The organism is Mucilaginibacter robiniae, from assembly GCF_012849215.1.
In the GTDB taxonomy this organism is placed as follows: domain Bacteria; phylum Bacteroidota; class Bacteroidia; order Sphingobacteriales; family Sphingobacteriaceae; genus Mucilaginibacter; species Mucilaginibacter robiniae.
This window is the reverse complement of sequence record NZ_CP051682.1, coordinates 559,911-581,560: the sequence shown is the minus strand read 5'-3', so window position 1 is coordinate 581,560 and position 21,650 is coordinate 559,911. Positions and strand designations below refer to the sequence as shown.

The 21,650-nt window shown below is 40.2% G+C and carries 20 protein-coding genes; 9 read left to right on the top strand and 11 right to left on the bottom strand.

Features of this window, described 5'->3' with window-relative positions; genetic code table 11:
* Positions 1 to 8: 8 nt before the first annotated feature.
* Positions 9 to 863 carry an oxidoreductase gene (locus HH214_RS02715; RefSeq protein ID WP_169605884.1) on the bottom strand — a complete coding sequence of 285 codons (855 nt, stop codon included), beginning with the start codon at positions 861 to 863 and terminating at the stop codon, positions 9 to 11.
* A 170-nt stretch (positions 864 to 1,033) separates the two neighbouring features.
* Here HH214_RS02715 and HH214_RS02710 point away from each other — a divergent pair, with 170 nt between their 5' ends.
* Positions 1,034 to 4,441 carry a DEAD/DEAH box helicase gene (locus tag HH214_RS02710; protein ID WP_169605883.1) on the top strand — a complete coding sequence of 1,136 codons (3,408 nt, stop codon included), beginning with the start codon at positions 1,034 to 1,036 and terminating at the stop codon, positions 4,439 to 4,441.
* On the opposite strand, the gene HH214_RS02705 is transcribed toward HH214_RS02710, so the two are convergent.
* Entirely contained in the window at positions 4,425 to 5,306 is an 882-nt protein-coding gene (locus tag HH214_RS02705; protein ID WP_169605882.1) for a LysR substrate-binding domain-containing protein, read from the bottom strand. The two genes, HH214_RS02710 and HH214_RS02705, sit on opposite strands and share 17 nt — an antisense overlap.
* Positions 5,307 to 5,447: 141 nt before the next feature.
* On the opposite strand from HH214_RS02705, the gene HH214_RS02700 reads away from it, so the two are divergent.
* Positions 5,448 to 6,695, top strand: coding sequence for an MFS transporter (locus HH214_RS02700; protein ID WP_169605881.1), 1,248 nt, complete (start codon positions 5,448 to 5,450; stop codon positions 6,693 to 6,695).
* A gap of 24 nt (positions 6,696 to 6,719) precedes the next feature.
* Here the strand turns inward: HH214_RS02700 and HH214_RS02695 are convergent, their stop codons facing one another.
* On the bottom strand, positions 6,720 to 7,217 hold the full coding sequence (locus HH214_RS02695) for a cupin domain-containing protein (RefSeq protein ID WP_169605880.1): 498 nt from the start codon (positions 7,215 to 7,217) through the stop codon (positions 6,720 to 6,722).
* 493 nt (positions 7,218 to 7,710) lie between these two features.
* Between HH214_RS02695 and HH214_RS02690 the strand changes: the two genes are divergently transcribed.
* Complete coding sequence (locus tag HH214_RS02690) at positions 7,711 to 8,439, top strand: FRG domain-containing protein (RefSeq protein WP_169605879.1); 729 nt, start codon at positions 7,711 to 7,713, stop codon at positions 8,437 to 8,439.
* A 250-nt stretch (positions 8,440 to 8,689) separates the two neighbouring features.
* On the opposite strand, the gene HH214_RS02685 is transcribed toward HH214_RS02690, so the two are convergent.
* Both HH214_RS02685 and HH214_RS02680 read right to left on the bottom strand, forming a co-directional pair.
* Positions 8,690 to 9,481 (bottom strand): OBAP family protein, encoded by a 792-nt coding sequence (locus HH214_RS02685; protein WP_169605878.1) that lies wholly within the window; start codon positions 9,479 to 9,481, stop codon positions 8,690 to 8,692.
* 177 nt (positions 9,482 to 9,658) lie between these two features.
* Positions 9,659 to 9,841 (bottom strand): hypothetical protein, encoded by a 183-nt coding sequence (locus HH214_RS02680; protein ID WP_169605877.1) that lies wholly within the window; start codon positions 9,839 to 9,841, stop codon positions 9,659 to 9,661.
* Positions 9,842 to 10,445: 604 nt separating this feature from the next.
* Here HH214_RS02680 and HH214_RS02675 point away from each other — a divergent pair.
* The 6 genes from HH214_RS02675 to HH214_RS02650 all read left to right on the top strand — a co-directional run bounded on the left by HH214_RS02675 (position 10,446) and on the right by HH214_RS02650 (position 14,194).
* Positions 10,446 to 10,595: a hypothetical protein gene (locus HH214_RS02675; RefSeq protein ID WP_169605876.1), complete on the top strand. Its 150-nt coding sequence runs from the start codon at positions 10,446 to 10,448 to the stop codon at positions 10,593 to 10,595.
* Positions 10,592 to 11,590, top strand: a complete 999-nt coding sequence (locus tag HH214_RS02670) for a baeRF7 domain-containing protein (RefSeq protein ID WP_169605875.1) — start codon at positions 10,592 to 10,594, stop codon at positions 11,588 to 11,590. The genes HH214_RS02675 and HH214_RS02670 overlap by 4 nt, the downstream gene beginning before the upstream one ends.
* 53 nt (positions 11,591 to 11,643) lie before the next feature.
* On the top strand, positions 11,644 to 11,874 hold the full coding sequence (locus tag HH214_RS02665; RefSeq protein ID WP_169605874.1) for a hypothetical protein: 231 nt from the start codon (positions 11,644 to 11,646) through the stop codon (positions 11,872 to 11,874).
* A gap of 263 nt (positions 11,875 to 12,137) precedes the next feature.
* Entirely contained in the window at positions 12,138 to 13,019 is an 882-nt protein-coding gene (locus tag HH214_RS02660) for a manganese catalase family protein (RefSeq protein WP_169605873.1), read from the top strand.
* Between the two features lie 87 nt (positions 13,020 to 13,106).
* Entirely contained in the window at positions 13,107 to 13,499 is a 393-nt protein-coding gene (locus HH214_RS02655; RefSeq protein WP_169605872.1) for an SPW repeat domain-containing protein, read from the top strand.
* A gap of 29 nt (positions 13,500 to 13,528) precedes the next feature.
* Positions 13,529 to 14,194 carry a hypothetical protein gene (locus tag HH214_RS02650; protein WP_169605871.1) on the top strand — a complete coding sequence of 222 codons (666 nt, stop codon included), beginning with the start codon at positions 13,529 to 13,531 and terminating at the stop codon, positions 14,192 to 14,194.
* 157 nt (positions 14,195 to 14,351) lie between these two features.
* Here HH214_RS02650 and HH214_RS02645 read toward each other — a convergent pair whose 3' ends face one another.
* The 6 genes from HH214_RS02645 to HH214_RS02620 form a co-directional block, all read right to left on the bottom strand.
* On the bottom strand, positions 14,352 to 15,878 hold the full coding sequence (locus HH214_RS02645) for an IS1182 family transposase (protein ID WP_169605870.1): 1,527 nt from the start codon (positions 15,876 to 15,878) through the stop codon (positions 14,352 to 14,354).
* Between the two features lie 178 nt (positions 15,879 to 16,056).
* Positions 16,057 to 17,034 (bottom strand): YeiH family protein, encoded by a 978-nt coding sequence (locus tag HH214_RS02640; RefSeq protein WP_169605869.1) that lies wholly within the window; start codon positions 17,032 to 17,034, stop codon positions 16,057 to 16,059.
* A 103-nt stretch (positions 17,035 to 17,137) separates the two neighbouring features.
* Positions 17,138 to 18,031, bottom strand: coding sequence for a LysR family transcriptional regulator (locus HH214_RS02635; RefSeq protein WP_169605868.1), 894 nt, complete (start codon positions 18,029 to 18,031; stop codon positions 17,138 to 17,140).
* Positions 18,032 to 18,213: 182 nt separating this feature from the next.
* On the bottom strand, positions 18,214 to 18,696 hold the full coding sequence (locus HH214_RS02630; RefSeq protein ID WP_169605867.1) for a hypothetical protein: 483 nt from the start codon (positions 18,694 to 18,696) through the stop codon (positions 18,214 to 18,216).
* 9 nt (positions 18,697 to 18,705) lie between these two features.
* Positions 18,706 to 19,851: a zinc-dependent alcohol dehydrogenase gene (locus tag HH214_RS02625; protein WP_248282187.1), complete on the bottom strand. Its 1,146-nt coding sequence runs from the start codon at positions 19,849 to 19,851 to the stop codon at positions 18,706 to 18,708.
* Positions 19,852 to 20,048: 197 nt separating this feature from the next.
* Positions 20,049 to 21,644 carry an MFS transporter gene (locus HH214_RS02620; RefSeq protein ID WP_169605865.1) on the bottom strand — a complete coding sequence of 532 codons (1,596 nt, stop codon included), beginning with the start codon at positions 21,642 to 21,644 and terminating at the stop codon, positions 20,049 to 20,051.
* Positions 21,645 to 21,650: the final 6 nt, after the last annotated feature.

The following is a 21,650-nucleotide window of genomic DNA, read 5'->3' as shown; positions in this document are numbered from 1 at the left end:
AAACTAAATTAAGCTTCAGCTTCGGGGTAGTCGGCACCTAAACTTAGGTCTTTCCAAGCAGTAAAATTCTCTTTTAAAGAATCAACTTTTTGTAAAGCCAAGTCATAAGCCATTTTACCTAAGATTAGACGAAGTTGTGGAGAATTAGATTCTACTGCTTCAATAATAGCTTCACAACCTCTAATTGGGTCGCCTTTCTGTTTGCCGCTGCCTTCTAAGCTGGTTTTCATGCGGGTACCTACTGTTTCCTGGTAGTCTGCTATTTGTGTTTCTGTTCTGCTGGTAGATCGGCCTGCCCAATCGGTACGGAATGGTCCTGGCTCTATCAGTAGTACCTTAATCCCCAATGGTCCAACTTCTTTCGATAGCGATTCAGATAAACCTTCTACCGCAAATTTAGTGGCATGGTAAAAGCCGGTTGCAGCAAAGCCCACCAAGCCACCAATAGACGAAAAGTTGATAACATGTCCTTTGCGCTTTTCACGCATACCAGGTAATACGGCTTGTGTTACATTAACCAGCCCGAAAAAGTTGGTTTCAAACTGTGCCCTGATTTTATCTTCTTCCCCCTCTTCAATGCTGGTAAAATAGCCGTAACCAGCATTGTTTACCAAAACATCAATCTTACCAAATTTTTCTTGTGCTTTAGCAACAGCAGATTGTACCTGCTCTTTGTTGGTTACATCTAATGGTAAAACCAAAGCAGATTTTTCATAGCCTTCAGCTAAATCTTTTACTTGGTCGGTGTTGCGAGCGGTAATAACTGCATTCCAGCCTTTTTGTAGTACTAACTTAACCAACTCTTTGCCAAAACCAGTTGAGCATCCGGTAATAAACCATACCGGGCTGTTTGTATTTTCCATGATGTGTATCTTTACAATTATTTTTATAATCCTCTTGTAACAGGTAAAACGGTTTGCTTATCTGTTAAAAGCAGATTTTTAATCTACAGCATTTATCAGCAAAAGTTTGATAATTGTATTTGATTACATTGATATGATAGCAACAAATTACTTTAAAAAAGGCACTTAGTTTGGAACAGCATTATACAGGTTTAAACAACTTTCAACATCATTATTTATTAATCAATTACACGGTTGCTCAACTTACTGAAGGTGTTTTGTTACAACATAGTGCTGGTTGGTTGTATGATGGTGTACATGCTGCTAATGTAATTACTGAAACTTTATCTGTTGATGAAGGTACCTTTGCCGTTATAGTAGATAGGCAAGTAGTTGCCACAGTGAAAGTAGAAGGGCAATACCAGCAAGTGCTATTAGCTTGTACATGTCAACAAACTCAACAAGGCCTTTGTGAACATCAGGTACAGGTTTTATCGTTCGTATTACGCAAAGAAGATGTGAAAGCCTTTTTTGATGCTGATCTTCGGTATACCAAATTAAAAAAGGTAGCTGCTGATTATGGCTTGGAGAATGGAACTAATTTAGAGCAGTTTTTTACCATACGCTACACCGATCAGCAGTTAATCGTATTACCTAAGCAAGCATCTCTTCTAAATGCGTCGCCAAGGGCTTTACAAGACATGAGCGAGCGATTATTTGCGACAGACGATATACCTGCAAACCTGAGCCAAGATATAGCCGACGATTATACACGTTGCATTGTGTTACGTCAGCACAAGTACTACAAGCATTTGCTGGTTGAGTTGTATGATGCAGCAGTTACGAAAGAAGGTAAAATCAAGAATCCCTTAACTGCAGTAAACCCTTTAACCTTAATCAGCCCGGATGCTAATGCCTCCGAAATCAAGTTTTTAACAGGTGTTTCTTATTTCCAGCAAGTTACCGATGCTAAACCGTTGGCAGTAATATTAAATCACCTTAAAGCAATCGTCGGCAATCCATTCAATTATGAGATTTATGCACATCGGTTTGATGTTTCTGAAAAAATAACCGCTGTGGCTTTATCACCTTTGCAATTAAACCAGACAACTGAAAATATATCGTTATCAGTTAATTTAGATGCACAATTTTATCAGGTAATTGCTACGCTAATTGTAGAAGGTAAAGTATATAACTTAGGTGATCTACCATTAAGGTACACTTATTTTATTGACCTAAATAATAGGTTATACTTGGTTGAGAACCTGCAAATGCTAGGACTTATACAGCTTTTTAAAGGTAAAGCAGAATTATTAATACACCAGTCACAATACCGGCAGTTCAGGGCTAAAATATTAAGTCCGTTAGAAGAACGATTGCCGGTACAATATACCTACATTAAACCGGCTACTCCTGAGCAGCTGCAGGAACAACAATTCAATAATACACCAGAACGGATTATCTACTTATCTGATTTTGGTAAATATGTTATGATTGTGCCTGTACTACGGTATGCCGAAGTGGAAATACCCATTCGTACTCAGCGCTTAATTTATGCAGTGGATGATAAAGGCGAAGAGTTTTTAGTAAGACGCGATGAAGCCGCCGAGCAGGCGTTTATGGCTTTGCTTATTAAACAACATCCCCTTTTTGAAGAGCAATTGGATGATAGCCTGCAATATTTTTATTTGCACCGGAAGCGTTTTCTGGATGCTGATTGGTTCTTGAATGTTTTTGAAGAATGGCGCAATCAGAACATTACCATACTAGGGTTTAATGAGCTAAGCGGTAACCGCTTGAACCCGCATAAAGTTAAAATAAGTATTAAAGTACTGAGTGGAATAGATTGGTTTAACACCAAAGCGAAAGTATATTTTGGTAAGCACCGCGCCTCCTTAAAGCATCTGCATAAAGCCATCCGTAATAAAAGCAAGTTTGTGCAGCTAGATGATGGTACGCAGGGTATTTTACCTGATGAATGGATAACTCGCTTTTCAGCCTTTTTTGAAGCTGGTAAAGTGCAGGATGATACGCTTATTACACCCAAAGTAAATTTTGCTTTGATAACTGAATTGTATGATCAGGAAATGTTAAGTGAAGAAGTGCGGCATGAAATTGACACCTATCAGCAACGTTTCGCCAACTTTGAAAACATACAGGAAGTGGCAGTGCCGGCTGGTTTGCAGGCGCAACTACGCCCTTACCAACAGCAGGGATTAAGCTGGCTTAACTTTCTAGATGATTTTAATTTTGGCGGTTGCCTGGCTGATGATATGGGATTAGGTAAAACCATCCAGATTATTGCTTTTATACTTTTGCAACGCAGCAAGGTTAAACATAATACGAATTTGCTGGTAGTACCAACTTCGTTAATTTTTAACTGGCAGGCAGAGGTAGAAAAGTTTGCACCTTCTATTAAAATACTTACAACTTATGGACCTGATCGTGCCCGCAATATAGCGAAGTTTGATGCGCATGAAATTGTATTAACCACCTATGGTACATTGTTGTCTGATGTAAATTATTTAAAGTATTATCAATTCAATTATATTTTTTTAGACGAATCACAGAATATTAAAAACCCCGAATCGAGCCGGTATAAGGCAGTCAGGCTTTTACAGTCCCGCAATAAAATTGCCATTACCGGCACACCGATGGAGAATAACACTTTTGATTTGTTTAGCCAGTTATCTTTTGCCTGTCCGGGTTTGTTAGGTGGAAAGCAATACTTCAAAGAAATATATTCGTCACCTATTGACCAGTTTAAGGTAAACCAACGAACAACCGAGTTGCAACAACGCATTCAGCCTTTTTTACTGCGCCGCACTAAGCAGGAGGTAGCACATGAACTGCCAGATAAAACTGAAATGGTATTATATTGTGAAATGCAACTGCAGCAACGAAAAATTTACGATGCTTACGAGAAAGAGTTTCGGGAGTTTATCTCGGCTACAACAAACGAGCAACTTCCTCAAAGCTCCATGCATGTGTTAAAAGGGCTTACCCGATTACGACAAATTTGTAATTCGCCGGCTTTGCTGGGTGATGAAAAACTGCCTGGCGAAGAATCATCAAAAATTAACATGTTGCTGGAACAGATTGAAGTTAAAGCAGCACAGCATAAAATATTGGTATTTTCACAATATGTACATATGCTGGATTTGATAAAAGCGGAGTTAGTTTCCCGAAACATCAGCTTTGCTTACCTAACTGGCAGCACTCGGAACAGGGAAGCAGTAGTAAACGATTTTCAAAATAACTCAAACACTCGTGTATTTTTAATTAGTTTAAAGGCTGGGGGGGCTGGGTTGAATTTGACGGCTGCCGATTATGTGTACCTGGTTGACCCTTGGTGGAACCCTGCTGTAGAAAATCAGGCTATTGACCGGTGCTATCGTATTGGTCAACATAAAAACGTCATGGCTGTGCGGCTTATCTGCCCAAACACGATTGAAGATAAAGTGCAAAAACTGCAATCCACCAAAAAAGAATTAATTAGCAAGCTTATCAAGAACAATGGTGCTATTGTAAATGCACTTACCAGAACCGAACTATTGGATTTGCTGACTGATGATGCTTCGCCTAATTGGGATTACTGATTTTAAGTAGTTCTTCAGCAAAAAGAACAGCCGCCTTATTACGGTAAGCGCCGGTATGCCAGATAATGTACGACTGACGGGTCAGCCGATTGCCGGCAATTGGTACGGCTACCAATTCATTCCAGCCAATCAGGGCTTTTTCATTAATGATACTTACCTGCTCGCCATGTTGCACCAACGATAATAAAGAGTGCATATCATTCAGTTCCATTCGGATGGAAGGCGTAATTTTATGTTGTTCAAATAACTCATCCACAAAGTTACGTGAGCTAAAACCTTTGGCCGGTAAAATCAGGTTTAGGTTTAGTATCTCTTTCAAACTAATCTTTTTCAGTTTAGCTAACTTATTATGTTTAGCAACTACCAGTACAATGTTTGATTTGGATAAAGGCTGCAAATCCAGTTCTGCATCGTCGGTACGGTTATGAAAAGCTAAGATCAGGTCCAGTTCAGATACTTTAAGCTTGCGTTCTAATTCTTCTGGTGCGCCATATTCCAGATTAATTTTCAGGGTAGGGAACCGCTTTGTGAATTCAGGTAGCACCGGCAAAATCAAAGAAGTAAAAGCATATGTAACGCCTATGCGCAATTCACCAGTAATCAGGTTGTTTAAATCAGCAATGGCTTGCTTTCCTTTTTCAACGTTAAGCAACACTTGGCGTGCATGTGGCAAAAATGTCTTTCCTGCTTCGGTTAAGCGTACTTGCTTACCTAAGCGGTCAAACAGCGGCATACCAAGTTCTTGCTCCAGCAGCTTAATTTGTTGTGATAGGGTAGATTGTGTAATATAAACCGCCACAGCTGCTTCAGTAAAGTGCAGCATTTCGGCTGCCTTAACAAAATAAGTTAGTTGCCTAATCTCCATTATCCATCGTTTTTACCTATCAATATCATTAAAACAATCTATTTTACAAATGTATAATTAATCCCGATTTTTGTAAAACGAAATAGCTACAGCAACAGGGTGGATTTATTTAACCGTTGCACTATTCAAAATATATAAGTCATGGATATTTTTCGCTCACTCAAATACCGTAATTTCAAACTGTTTTTCTATGGTCAGTCAGTATCATTAATTGGTACCTGGATGCAGAAAACAGCAGTAAGCTGGCTGGTGTACCAGCTAACCGGATCGGCTGTGTTATTGGGTATTGTTAGCTTTGTTAGCCTTATTCCATCACTTATTTTATCGCCCTATGCGGGTAGTTATATTGATCGGCATAACCGTTTTAAAGTATTAGTAGGTACACAAGTAATATCTATGTTGCAGGCTGGCGCACTGGCTGCCATGATCTACTTCCGGTTTTATAATATGTCGGGTATTATCTTGTTAAGCCTTATTCAGGGTATTACTAATGCCTTTGATGTAACCTGTCGGCAATCATTAATGGTGGAGATGGTAGATAACAAAGAAGATTTGCCGAATGCTATTGCACTAAACTCTACCATGACCAATATGGCGCGCATAGCCGGACCTGCTTTAGCCGGCATCATTTTAAGTACATTAGGTGAAGACTTTTGTTTTATCAGCAACTTCTTGAGCTATATTGCCGTGCTTACTTGCTTATTCATGATGAAGTTGAATACAGCCATAGTGAACAGACCGCAAAAAGATATTTGGACTGAACTGAAAGAAGGTTTCCATTACGTAGCTAGCGACCGAGATATCAGTAGCCTGATTGTAATGCTGACTATCAGCAGCTTGTTTGTGATTCCCTTTAACACCTTGATGCCCATTTTTGCTAAAGATTTGTTTCATGGCAGTGCCAAAACGTTTAGCTGGTTTGAGAGTGCTGCTGGTTTGGGTTCGGTGTTTAGTGCGGTGTATTTGGCTTATTTGAAAAGCAGTAAAGGGCTTATTAAAATTATGGCTGGAGCCAGCTTGCTATTTAGCTTAAGTGTATTATTGCTGGCCTACGCTAAAGTGCTGCCTATAGCATTATTGTTCATGACATTCACCGGCGTGGGTATGATGGCGCAAACATCCTCCATCAATACCTTCATTCAAACGCATTCCGCATCGCACATGCGGGCACGGGCTATTAGCTACTTTGTGATGGCCTACCAAGGCATGATTCCGGTAGGTAGCTTACTAATCGGTTTATTAGCCGGCGCAGTAGGGCCCAGAATGGCAGTATGTGTTGAAGGAATGATTGGCATTGTTGCTACTTTGTGCTTCGTATTATACCGCAATCGGGTTGAGTCCGGACGTATGCTTGGCAGAAAGTCAACTCTCGCAGGTACATCAATTTAATGATCAAAAAAGCTTTAGCTGGTATCAAACCCATATCTTCACTAATCCACCACCTTTGCCTAAAAATGGATCGGTAGTTGGAATAGGCAGATGGGCAATGTTCTGATCGGTTTTTGGCCTCTCGCCTGGTAAACCTTTGTTTACATCCCATTTACGTCCGTCAGGATAAGCGCCTACAATGCCTAAGGCTTCACTACCCAGGTTTTTATGCCCTACACCTGCCGGAATAATAATAATATCACCTGCTTGTACCTGCACCTTCTTTCCTTGCTCGCCACCTAAATGCAGTAAGGCACTGCCCGAATATACACCCAGTACCTCGTGTGAGGTGCTGTGATAATGATGAAACGGGTATACGCCATTTCGCCATGAATTAGTCCAGTTGTTAGCCGCAAAGTGTTTTTCCAGCCACTCGGCGCCAGCACTCTGCCTGTCAGTAAACGCGTTTTTGTAAATCAGTACCGGAAACTTACTATTAGGTATGATGTCATCGTCTTTGAAATGCAGTTGTTCGGGTTCCATAAGTTTGATGTTATTAGTATTGGCAAATGCCGGACGCATCATCCATAAGCTTAATCACGATAGAAATGTTTTCCGTGTAATCATCAGAATGGAGTTAAGAAGTAAAACACTGCTATAATCTTAACAAAGAAACAATATGGAAGTTGTAAGACAAACGGCTAGAAGTACACAAGCTTATAAAGTGTGTTCAGCTGCATAGAATTGTTGTTTTAAAAACAGTATAGTTCCTGAACGGTATTTATTATAATAATGGGTCTGTTATTTACCGATACTCAATACTATATCTGCTCAAGCTTGTAACAAGCTAAATCCCATTAATAAAAATGCTGCTAATATATTCTGCTTTGCTGAATTGCTTTGTTGTGTAAGGTTGTTTGTACAAGTGAAGCTTAAACGAGCCATTCACAACAAGAACAAACAGCTAAGTATAAGACCGAATAAATATTTGAGCAATAAAATTTGATGCTAAGAAAGTTTTACACGATTGATATTCATGATAGAAGTTGAAATAAATACGATAGAAGAATATTTAAATTTAATTAAGCAGAGTAAAGAAGAGAATGTACGTAATGGCAACCAGCAAGATTTCTTATTCAGGGGGCAAATGGCGGATTATCCGTTAATACCTAAACTATGCCGCCTGAAAGCTAAAGGCAATTTGCTGGATGTAGAACGTTTGCTTTTACAAGAGTTTAAACGCACCAACCCTTTGCTGTTGGATAAGCAACAACCTATGGATGATTGGGACTATTTAACCCTTGGTCAGCATTTTGGATTGCCTACTCGTTTGCTGGACTGGTCGTACAATGCTTTAACGGCACTCTGGTTTGCTACCGGATATGCTGATCCCGAGAAATCTCTAATTCAACCTTATTCAGTAGTGTGGATATTAATGGCGCAAGAAGAAGATTTTGCGTTGAATATAGAAGCTATACACCCTTTTGATGTACCTAAAACTAAAATTGTACGTCCGCGCATCATCAAGCAACGCATTAATAATCAGTCGGGGGTATTCAGCGTACCATCATCTCAGGAAATGTTGGATAAGTGTTATATGAATGAAACTGATTCTTATAAAGAAAAGCTGATTAAGGTAAAAATACCGTGTAAAAGATATTGGGATATACGGATCGATATGAATACGCTAGGCGTGAATGCTTTTACTATTTTTCCGGAGCTGGAAGGGTTATGCACTTACCTGCAATGGCGGTATTTTGAATAGAAATAGTAACAAGTAACCGTACTTACTATGGTTTGGTGCTCTTTATAAATATAATTTTATATGAATTTTACTACAAGTTAAATTAGGGAACTACTTATCAACGTTATGGCCTTTGCTGTATAGCTAGACCATAACGTAAGTTAATAAACAATTCTGATTACAATTTTCTTAAGATAAAATAGCTCAAATAAATTATTGAGCTTCAAGTGAGCACTTCACATTGAACAAGTTAAATATCTGCTCAAGTTGCTTAATGATGTTTTCTATCAAGACTTACCGGCATCTGATGTTTATGTAAAGCTGAATCAGCTTGGTCAGTTATGGTAAACTGCCTGATAACGCCTTTTTCCCAAGCATTGGCATCGGGGTCAACACTTGGCATAGGTATATCTGCCCTGTCTTGTTTGTTTTTTGCGGTAGATACATTAAATCGCTTGTCACGATCAGCTAATAACTGATTATTGATCTGACCATCATGAGTAAAGCCCATCATCAGCATAGGGCTACCCATCGGCAGTTTACGGTCTTGGTCAGTATGCCAGGTATGAATGGTTTTGCCATAGGTAGATACCAGTTTCTCCATCAGCTCATGTTCGGCAACTGCCGGCAGCCCAGGCGCAATCAGCTCGCCCGATTTTACTTCGTAATAATGGCTATGCCAAAGTAGTTTTTCTTCTTTGGGGAGAGTTTTAAATAAACGTGCGGTGATAATGTATTCAATACCCATAATCTTGGCATCGGATCCGTTACCATCAAAAATAATGGCTTGGTAAACGTCGTTGTTGAGCTGGGAAACATAATGATGCGCCTCCATTTGTGCATGAGGGTTACCACTATAAAAATGAAAGCCATCTAGGTAAGCGCTAAATGCTTTAAGTGGACTTTTATTTTGCAGCAAATCAGCTCCTGTATTTAAAATTTTGCTTTTTACATCTTTTTTGCTTCCTTCTGCATCTACATAGGAGGATGTGTTTTTACCACCGCAGCCATTAGCGATACAAAGAATACTAGATACTAGAATATTTAGATAAGAACGTTTCATATAATGGTAGTTAATATAAAAGTAAGTTAGCCTTGGGCATCATAACCTGTCAGAACGTAGTGTGTGATAGCTGTTGTCAAAAAGCCCAATTACTATTCCTGATTCCTTTGAAAAAGGTCAGGAGTGAAAGCCAATTAAGAAGGCCGCATCTGTTTTCTTTATGTGTTTTAAAAGAGATTACTTTTTAAGTCCTACAGGAGTGTTGGTCAAAGTACTAGCCAGCAGAAAACCAGTTCCTAATGCTTGATAATTTTGTTGGGTATCGGTATTCAAACCAAGAAGGGGCGGAGCAATAAGCTGAATACCGGAAAACACATAATCTATAATACCGTGCAGCTTAGGGTTAACAGGTTTGTCCATGATTATGAGTAATGTTAAAGAATAAAAGATGTAGTAAGCTCAGGTAGATAATACAAGATTTATAAATTATAAAGTTGCTTTAATCGTTATTTCACCAACCATTTATTATCTGAATATTTTACTCAAATAAATTATGTATGGGCTGTTACTACATCAGTTTTCTCGTGAATGATTTACGATGATGGCCTGCAGATACAGCATAGCAAAAAAATGAAGCGCTAGAATGAATGTTGTATTAGCTTTAACTTGAAATACAAGCGGCGTATCAATGTTTTCATATCTGTAATTAATAGACGGTCAAAATTGTTTTATGATTTTTTATGTGGATAGATTGTAGGCTTCTTTAAGATTTGTTTTAAATTATTAATTATTCTTTTCTTAAAACTCTTTATTGTAACGATAAGTTAATGAGGTGTAATTAATTAATAGTTAAAATAAATTATTGTATAAACTTAAAGTTTGTGAAAGATTTCTGAAAATACACCAAAGATGAAAGTGATGAGTTGGCCGATGCCATTTATGTACGCCATGCGAACCGCCACTTGCACAAAAGGGAGATTTAGATGAAAGCACTAACAGTAATAACGGTTAATAATATTCAACAATGGATTTGATATCAAAAGAAGAATTTGCAGAACTGATTAATTATCATGGTGAAAACTGCATATCAATTTATATACCTACGCACCGCGCCGGGGTTGAAGTAAATGAAAAGCAGGATGCTATAGTTTTTAAAAATGCGCTTCAGCAGTGAATACCAATTTGCAAAATCAGGGCTTAAATTCCCAAGCTATTGAGGGTTTGCTTAAGCCAGGATTTGACCTCTATAACAATGAGATTTTCTGGAATAACCAAATGGAAGGTTTGGCATTCTTTTTAGCTGATGGTTTGGTAAAAACTATTCAGCTGCCTTTTGCTGTAAAAGAAGAAGTTTTTGTAAATCACTCCTTTTTTATCAGTCCGCTACTGCCGGCCATAAGCAACACCGAAGAGTTTTATCTACTAGTGTTAAGCAAGCACGAAGCGAAGTTTTACCAAGGTAATGCTTTTGGGTTGCAACGTGTAGAAGTGGAAGGTTTGCCCAACGGTATGGATGATGTTGTACATTTTGAAGAAAAAGAAGATCAGCAATTGTTTCGTCAGGGTAGTAAAGGTAGTACTAGCTTTCACGGGCATGGTGAAGGCCAATTGGATGATAAAGCCAACTTGGGTATTTACTTTCATGAGGTGGATAAAACATTGTTTACTGAGATATTGCATGATAAACATGCCCCTTTGGTATTAGCAGGCGTGGAGTATTTGATTCCGATCTATAAAGGTTTAAGTAAATATAATTTCATAGCAGAAGATGCTATTACTGGTAACCAAGAGCATGGAAGCCTGAATACCCTTTTAGGCAAAGCTCGTGAGATATTAGAACCTTATTTTAAACAACGCACTAAAAAGGCGCTGCAAAATTATTACAACCAAATAGCTACCCCGCTAACTTCGTCAATGCCTGAAAAGGTGATTCCGGCCAGCTTTTATGCTCAAGTTTCTGATTTATTTATCTGTAAGGATGTGCACTTATGGGGTACGTTTAACGAAGCCGAAAATAAACTGGAGATTCATCAGGAGAAGCAAAATGGCGATGAATGCCTGTTAAATCAGGCTGCTGCTAAAACTTATACCAATGGTGGTGCAGTTTACCTGCTGAATAAAGAGCATATGCCTAAAGAAAGCATTGTGGCTGCATTCATGCGGTACTAATTTATCAATTTAATATTTAACTTATAATATATACTAAAAGGAGGAACTGAATTATGGCACAAGAAGAAGATCAGTTGCAGCAACAAGGCGAAAAGCCTTATGACGAAAAAGAAGGGCTGCAAGAAGCTCATGAATCAGGGCAAGAAATTATAAGCGGAGCTAATGATGAGGACCAATTAGCTAAATTAAAAGAAGCTGCTCCTAAAAACAGCCAAGGTATTAATCCTGAAAATCAGGAAGGTGCAACACCTGATACATACCTTCCGCCAGAAGACAGGCATTAAAAAACAAGTAAACTCTGCTATTTAAATTCACTTTAGTTATAATTACTTTAATTAGAGTGAATTTAATTAATTAATAATAAAACCCAATCAGGGTTCCTAATGTTATCTCTACACTGAATAACAATAAATTGTTCAGTATGCGATACTCTTCAATAACCAAGTACATACGATAGCTGTAAGGCTTATTTATCTTGTTATTACATACTTGCTGCTCATCTTAATTCTAATTCATTTTTAAGTTTTATATAATCAAACAGTAACGTATGTTCTACCATGACAAGAAACTACAGTACCAGGTACGTGTAGATAAGCCGAATCCGGCGTTTGCTAAATTGTTGCAACAAGCAATAGGTGGCATTGAAGGCGAAATCAGAGTGTGTTTACAATATTTATTTCAGGCTTGGGGTAGCCGTGGTCCGGTTAAATACCGTGATATGTTGCTGGATACCGGCACCGAAGAGATTTCACACATTGAAATGCTGAGTACAGCTGTGGCTCTTAACCTAGAAGGTGCTACAAACGAATTGAAAGATAAAGTTGCAGGCGAAAACCCTATTGTAAGCAGCATATTAGGCGGCATGGATCCACGCCATGTACTGTCATCAGGCTTAGCAGCTATGGCTGTGGATAGTAACGGTGTGCCATTTAACGGTTCATGGGTAGTAGGCAGTGGTAACATTGCGGCAGATATGTATGCTAATGTTATGGCCGAATCAACCGGCCGCGTACTAGCTACCCGTCTTTGGGAGTTAACTGATGATTCGGGCATGAAAGATATGCTGGCTTTCTTGATAGCCCGCGACACTATGCACCAAAACCAATGGTTGGCTGTTATAGAAGATTTAGGCGGCGTAACCAGCAATTTGCCTATTCCGAACACCTTCCCGATGAGCGATCAGGTAAGAGAATTTGAATACAAATTTGTATCAACCAATATTGAAAAACCTGCACCTCCTGATGCACGCTGGGCTAGCGGCCCATCTATTGATGGTAAAGGTGAGTTCCAGTATGAATATGCACGTCCTCTTGGTCAAGAACCTAAACTGGCTCCGCCAGATGTAAAAGGTTATGCTCAAGAACAGCAAATGACTGGCGGCATGGACAAAGGTCTGCTTGATAACATCAAAGACACTATACTTCCGTAAATAAGTGTTACATGCCTGCCTGTATTTGCTGTTTCCATGCAAATACAGGCAGGCATTATTTTTAACATCCATTTATTGCTTATTGTTATGACAACTTTTATACCTACAAAGGTTCATGGCGTGCTGGACTACGTTTTGGGTGCAGTAATCACAGCATCACCCTGGCTTTTTAGCTTTACTGATGATGCAGGTGGAGCTGCGTTGTTTATACCTGTTATTTCAGGATCACTGCTGTTAATCATGACCATCTTTACCGATCATGAAGTTGGCTTAGTTAGAGCTATTCCTATCCAGCTGCACTTGGCCATTGATGTAATTGCAGGCTTTACTTTGTTTATTGCTCCGTTTCTGTACGGGTTTTATCCGCATGTATTTCTTCCACATGTGTTGCTTGGGTTACTGCTGATGGGGACTGGTATATTTACCGCACATTCAGTAGTGCTTGATAAAACAGAAGCATTTAATTCTAGAGGGTTTTAACCAACACGCTAAACCAATTTTAAATATCTATGAAAATCAAGAACATTTTTTTAGTAACAGGCCTTATTGCCATTGTGCTTTCAGCTTGTAGTACATCTACTATGATTACTGGCTCATGGCGTAAGCCTAATGCCACAGCTAGTGGATACCATAATATTTTTGTTGCCGCTTTAACCAGCAACATACCGGTTAAGCAATCGGTAGAGAGTGGCTTGCAACAACAGCTTCAGCAAAAAGGCTTTACTGTTGAAAAAAGTACAGATGTGTTTCCGCCAAATTTTAGCACCCAAACTGGCCAAACCAGAGAACTGGTATTAGGAAAAATTCAATCAGTAGGTGCTGATGCTATATTGACCATTACTTTATTAAGGCAAGAAACTGAATCGCGCTATATACCGGGCGGTGGTGCCTGGTACCCGGGAAGGTATGGCTATTATGGACGTTTCTGGAACTATTATAATAATTACTATCCATCTATATACTCGCCGGGCTATTACGACCAGTCGAAAGTATATTACTTGGAAACTAACTTATATGATGCTCGTACCGAAGATTTAGTGTGGGCAGCGCAATCCAAAACTTACGATCCGGCCAATGTAAACAGCTTCATTAAGGATTACCTGAAATCTATCCATGAGCAAATGGTTAAGGATGGATTAATTACCGAGAACGGTACTATGGCTGCGAGACGATAAAAAACAAAAAAAGAGGCCGTCTCATAAGTCAAATATGAGGCGGTTTTTTATTTAGTTATGATTTTTGGTTGGAAGGTTGAGTGAAAGATGTCAGCAGCCGTTTAAGAACCGGGGGATTGATTCTAACAGGTTCTAAAAGTCTATAAAAAGCTTGTTTTCAGGTTTTCCATTTTCTTAGGTTATGTGCGATGGATAATAAGCCGATTTCGACCTCGGCCTTGGACATCCCTTTCAGCAGGAATCGTCTGAAGCCATGGTTATGCTTTAATTGGGCGAATACCGGTTCCACATCGGCCGGCCTTCGTTTCCTGAGGTTGATACCCTGTTCTGTATTCAACCGTTCTTTGGCTGCCTGTTTATGTTGTCTTAGGCTGTGGTTGATCTCAACGACCCGGTTACCCTGTGTAGTATGGCAAACACCACGCATCGGGCAACCTTCACAGTTCTGGGCACGGTAAAGGCTGATCAGTTGTACAAAACCAGATGAAGTGACTCGCTGACCGTTACCGATATGCGCCATCCATTGACCTATCGGACAAACAAGGTAATTCTCCGCTTCGTTATAATGCAGGCTGTCGTTACTGAACGCTTTGATACCGTCCTTTTGTTCCTTATCGAACGTATTGTATTTGATGTAAGCCTCAATGCCTTTTCGCGCTAACACACCGTAGTTCTCATCCGATCCGTAGCCGGCGTCGGCAACAATGGCTTTGGGCAGGTCTTTATATAAGGCTTGGTATTGTTCAATATGGGAAGACAAGGTTTGGTAATCGGTTGAGGTTTGATGCAGGGTATAATTAAGGATGAATTGCTCCTGGGTGGATATCTGCAGGTTATAGGCCGGCTTAAGTTGTCCGTTCAGCATATGGTCTTCCTTCATCCGCATGAAGGTGGCATCCGGGTCGGTCTTTGACATGCTGTTACGGCCGGCTAATAACTTTTCCTGCTCGTCATACCGTGCCAGGCTCTCCGGCCAGTGCTTCTTTGCGTAGTTCAGCTTTTGCTTTACTTTTTTGTCTACGTCTTCTTTATCATCTAAGGCTGCATTGATCTTTGAGATGGTTTCCTTTACTTTCTCCGGGTTGATCTCACTATATTCCAAGGGCGCTGTATCTTTTAGTTCTTCGGCGGCAATGCTTTGCGCATAACCCCACAGTTCATCAAGCTGGGCTTTCATCTTATCTTTATTCGCCTTGATGTTTTTGCCCCATACGAAGGTGTACTTGTTCGCCGCTGATTCGATCTTGGTACCATCAGTAAAAACGGCTTCTTTCAAGGATACGATACCTTCCTGCTCGAGCAGCAACACGATTTGTGAGAAGATCTGCTTTAAGACGCCTGACAACTTCTCGCTGCGAAAACGGTTGATGGTGTTGTGGTCGGGCTTTTTCATCCCTAAAAGCCACATGAAGTGTACGTTCTGTGCCGCCTGTTCTTCCAGTTTGCGTGAGGAATAAGTATTGGTCAGATAGCCGTAAACCAGCAGCTTCAGCATCAGCCGGGGATGGAAACTTGACGCCCCGCCGCCTTTGTACTTCCGGTTGATCGGTTTGACATCTACCGCGTCCACGACCTGTTTAACGATACGGACCGGATGACCTGTCGGTACCAGTTCCTCCAGTTTGTACGGTAAAAACGTTAACTGGTCTGGATCATATTCCTTAAAGACTATCTTGCCTCCCATGTCTTTAAGATACAAAAATCTCCTTAAAACAATAAGAGGCTGCCCTTTTCAGACAGCCTCTTATTTTGTTTTTTATATTGGTTTACTGAACATTGAAAAGCAAACAACTTAAATGAAAACTTTTCAATTCTAAAATGTCATTTTTCTTCTTGTGATAGCTTTTATCAAACTCATGAATTTAAGCTAAGTGTAATATGGCGTATAAAGCAGTTCCTGAAATAGCAATCCATAATGCAATACCTTGCAACAAAGGTTTCAAACCAACTGCAGCTAACACTTTTTTTGACAAACCAGCTCCAATTAAAAACAAGGTAAGTGTTAGGCCAACTTTAGCTATGGTAATTAGGTATGAGCTTACGGCAGCAACAAAGGGCAGGTATGTATTAGCCACCATGGCTATAATAAACACTCCGATAAAGTAAGGAACGCTTATTTTTTTAGATTGATTTTTGAAGATAAAGGCCGACATAAATGCTACCGGAATAATCCATAATGCTCTGGCTAGTTTAACGGTAGTAGCTATCTCCAGCGCATGAGGGCCGTATTTGCTAGCTGCACCCACTACTGAGCTGGTATCATGGATAGCAATGGCGCACCACAAACCAAACTGTGTTTGTGAAAGATGAAGTTGATGTCCAATTATAGGAAAAATAATCAGAGCTATAGAGTTTAGGATGAATATGCAGCCCAATGCTACAGAAATCTGCTTTTCTTCGGCTTTAATAACCGGCGATATAGCTGCGATAGCACTACCACCACAAATTGCCGTTCCTGATGATATGAGATAAGAAGTTTTACGTTCTATATGAAGCCATTTTCCAAGTAGTCCTCCCAAAATCAGAGTACCTGTGATCGATGCAACGGTAAACAAAATACCTGTTTTACCAGCTTGTAATGCATTGTGTACATTCATACCAAAGCCTAAGCCTACTACCGAGGCTTGTAGTAAAAAGTGTGTGGATTTATGATTTAAATGCAGATAGGGGTGCCCGGTAAGCTGTGCTACAGCCAACCCCATAAATAAGGCTATTGCCGGACTAATGAAAGGAGCAAGGCAGAGTACAAGACATGCTATAAAAATTATTTTACGGGTAGTATCACTAACCTGGAACCATGAACTATGTATTTGACGAGAACTATTTTGTTGAGTATGCATAACAATTGTTTTGTGCTTGAATACCCCAAAATGCATCAATAACCGATGGTATTTTCATCATAAAACATGATGTTCAATAACCTGTAGTTATGATGGTAGTAGCTTATCCTTTCATGCTTTTAGCAAACCGCAAGAATATTTCGCTTAAAGATGAGGGCTGACCATGTAATTGAATGAGATGAAACGGACGCTCAATGGTTAAGCCTTTAATATCAATAATTCGGCATTCATTATGGCTCAATTCTTTTAAAATGGCCTGTACCGATATAAAAGCTAAACAGTTACTATGTAGCAGGTAAGATTTTATACTTTCGGTACTACCCAGTTGCATTTCAATTTGCAAATCACTTAGTTTAATATGATGAGATTGCAGCGCATGAGTAATTACCGCCAGCGTACCTGAGCCGGGTTCCCGCAGCAGCAAAGGATAATTTTTAAGTTCTTCAGGCTTGAGAGTATCCTTTTTTATAAGGCGGTTACCAGTTGCACTTACCAACACTAATTCGTCTTTCAGATAAGTTTCATACTTAATCTGTGGGTTTCGGGAGATGCCCTCAACAATACCCAAATTAATTTCTTTATTCAGTAAAGCCTGTTCTATTTGCTCGGTGTTGCCAGTGTACAAACTAACCTGTACATCCCTGAATTTGGCATGAAATTGTGCCAGTGTAGTTGGTATAACATACTGTGCTACCGTGGTGCTGGCTCCTATACGCAACTGCCCTGAATGCTTTTCCGTTAGTAAATTCATGTCATACTCTAGTTCCTGATAGGTGTTCATGAGCTTTTCAGCATAACTAAGCATGAGTTGGCCGGCTGGTGTGAGTACGATAGATTTGTTGCCGCTACGTTCAAACAGTGTAACCTTAAACTGGTTCTCCAGTTCATGAATGTGTTTGGTTACTGCAGGTTGAGATATATGAAGTTCGGCAGCTGCTTTGGTAAAATTGAGTCTTTTAGCTACTTTATAAAATACTTGCAGGCGGAAATCGAACATAATCATTGAACTTTACAAAAGCTTGTATAGAAAAGCAAAAGTAAGATAATAACAATGCTATAGGAGATTAGGCTTTATCTGGACTAGCAGAGCTGCTGGTAATTTTAATGCTTAAGCCTGGTATGTTCTGGAAAATAATAAAGCCGGAAAAAAACAATTCTCTTTCCGGCTTTATGTGATGCTTACTTTTTGCGACGTAAGTAGGCTAAAACGGCGGTAGTTGCTAAGGCTGTTACCAAAACTTTTGTAGCTAAACCTTTAGGGTTGTACTTAAGGTCGGCTTTCCATCCTTTTTCGGCAAAAATGTTTGGAATGTGGCCTTGTTTCAGGTCATCTATAAGGCCTTCAACCACATTAACCCGGTCAGCTAGTAATAAAGGAAGCCAATGTCCATAGCTGGATTCGCTATACTTAAAGGCGTACCGGCGTATAGCGCCGCTTAAGCCTGTAGGTGGCACCGAGGTGCCCAGCACTGCTGATAAGTTAGGCCGCTCGTTTGATTTTAAAATTTCAACGGTTTCCGGCTGTAGTGGTGGGCGCTCCCAGTTTAAGCGTTTATGATCGTCGCCCGTATAATGCTTCATCGGGTGCGTAGGCTCATTGGTTGGATCGGCGTCTATGCCCCAGCCTTTGATATGTGAGTAATTGTTGGTGGTATTTTCCATGACAATATTTTATAGTCGGGCTGATGGTGGAATCAACACGGGTTTAATACAGTTATCCAGTTTTTCTGAAAAGATATGATAAGCCTCAGCCGCTTCTTCTAACGGGAAGCGATGGGTAATGAGAGCTTTCGGGTCAAGACGGCCAGCTTGTATATGCTCGATTAAGCGTGGCAGCAAGCGTTTAACACTGGCTTGGTTAGCACGTATGGTAAGTCCCTTGTTTAATACATTACCTATCGGAACCAGGTTGTCAGTTGGGCCATATACGCCCACAACAGAAACGATACCACCTTTTTTTACTGAGTTAATAGCCCAATGCAATGCAGTAGCCGATCCTGCCTGTAACATCAGTTTACGGCCGGTAATAGTTTGCAGTGCGTTACCTGTTGCATCGGCACCTACGGCGTCAATACAAACATCAGCACCAAACCAATCGGTTGTTTTTTTCAGGAACAGCACCGGGTCACCAACGGATTCATAATTGTAAGCTTCACATTGTGCATAGTTGCGCACAAACTCCAATCGGTATTCCAGCTTATCAATTACAATAACGCGGCCAGCACCAAACAACCAGGCGCATTTGGCGGCCATAATGCCTACCGGGCCTGCACCAAAAACTACAACGGTATCGCCCGTTTTAATGCCACCCATTTCGGCAGCCTGGTAGCCGGTGGGCACCACATCGGTTAATAGCAAGGCATCATCATGGTCCATACCTTCCGGAATTACTGTTGGGCCTACATTCGCGTAGGGTACACGTACGTACTCAGCTTGTCCGCCATCAAAGCCTCCGGCTGTGTGCGAATATCCGAATATACCGCCCACTGCTGTTGCCTGCGAGTTGGATTCATGGCAGTTGCCATACAACCCCTGCTTACAAAAAGCACATTCGCCACAAGCTACATTGAAGGGTACTAAAACAGTATCGCCTACTTTTACTTTGGTAACATCAGAACCTATTTCTTCTACTACGCCAATAAATTCGTGTCCGAAGGTAGAGCCTACGCGTGTATCGGGCACCAAGCCGTTATATAAGTGCAAATCCGACCCGCAAATGCAAGACCGGGTAACCCGAACAATAGCATCACTAGGATGCTGTATTTCAGGCATCGGCTTGTGAGTAACCCTCACTCTGGAAGGGCCTCTATAATTCATTGCTAGCATAATGTGTATTCTGGTTTTATGTAATACTTTTTAACTGGTAATACAACATTAGGTTAGAGCGAATGTTCTTATAGGATAATATTTTTCACTGATGATAAATTATATACCTAATAATTAAGTATGCTTTACAAGAGCTTACAAGACATATACCTTTCGTAAAGCATACTTGAAGCTGCTAGCAGCAATAATTAGTATGATGCTGGTGCCGGTTGGTTGGCTTGTACGTTTACTGTAGTACGATTGATGTAAGGAGATAAAGCAATCAGGATAATTACAATTAGAATAAGGCAGCTAATCATTATGTAATAATCCATAGCGTAGCGCAACGAGGTTTGTGCATGTGCTGTACGAGCTAAAAGAGCATTGGCTACTTTGGTAGCCTGATCGGGTGCCATGCCACGTGCAACAAGTACTTGGCGGTAACCAACCATGCGTTGAACCACTACCGGGTTTAAATCGGTTAATGTTTGCTGAAAGCGATCTAGATGTTCGTTTTGCTTGAAAAGTGAAAAGAAATTAATGAGCGCTATGCTGGTACAAAAACCCATAAACCTGAAAAATACCCCCATTGCGGAAGCCATACTACCCAAGCTTGCCGGTACAGATGATACCATAAAAATAATAATAGGTGTCATGAGCATGCCGGCTCCCATACCTTGTAAAATGAGCGGTATAACGTATTCGGATGGGTTAGCCTGCGTAGCAAACAAGAAGTACATACAAACATGAAAAATCAGCAAAAAGGTAAAACCCATCATCCAGGTAAACCGCATGGGTATACGTATCACAATTAAACGTGAGGAAACTATAACACTCAAAACTACGCCCGATATATTAGCCAGCAGCATATATCCTTGATGAATAGGATCCATCCCCAACACCGCTGCAAAATAAGAGGAAGTAATGCCTAAAGCTCCACGACAGATATATAATATGAATATTAGTAATGCACCAATCCGGAAGTTACGAGACTTGAAAACGGCAAAGTCTAGGTATGGCCGTTTCATTTTAAGTTGTCGAACAACAAAAATGATTGGTAAAACAACAATAGCGATAACGCTTGATAATATACGTTTATCTTGCAACCAGTAGTACTGTTGACCATATAAAAGTACATAGCCTATTAAGCATAGCACCAGTGCATAAATTACAAAACTGGCCCAATCAATCTGGTATAGCGGGAACTTTCGGTTCAGGTGCACATTGTTCATTAAAATAAACAGTAAAATGGTGCCGGGTAGGTAAGCGTAAATTACGGCTTTGTACAATATATTATAATCAAATGCATCAATAATGGGCGCGGTAACTACTGTTGTGAATGGTGAAAGGCATAACAATACGCAGTAAAAAACGGAGTACCCAATTTCACGTGCACGTTCGGTGTGTAAACGGCTAAATATTAGCGTAATGCAAATACTTGTTGAAGCACAATTCGCCATACCCTGTATAAACCGGAAGATGAATAACATGTGCAGGTTATAGGTACGATAACAGATGTAAGAAGTTATCACCTGTATAATGGTGCTGATTAGCAAATATTCTTTTACGGCAATGAAAATGAAAAAGCGACGTTCCAAAGCAAAAAAACTAGCAATAGCGGCATAGAATATTACCATCGAATATTGTACATCGGCTGGTTCAATACCATAATAGCCAGCTGAAGCAGGCCCATCTGCGGTAGATAAGCCAAACAATCCCATAGAAGGCAACACCACCAGTAATATTGCTCCCCGAATGAGCCATTCGGGTGCCCAGGCTTTGAAAACCGGTATTGTATTACTCATCAGACT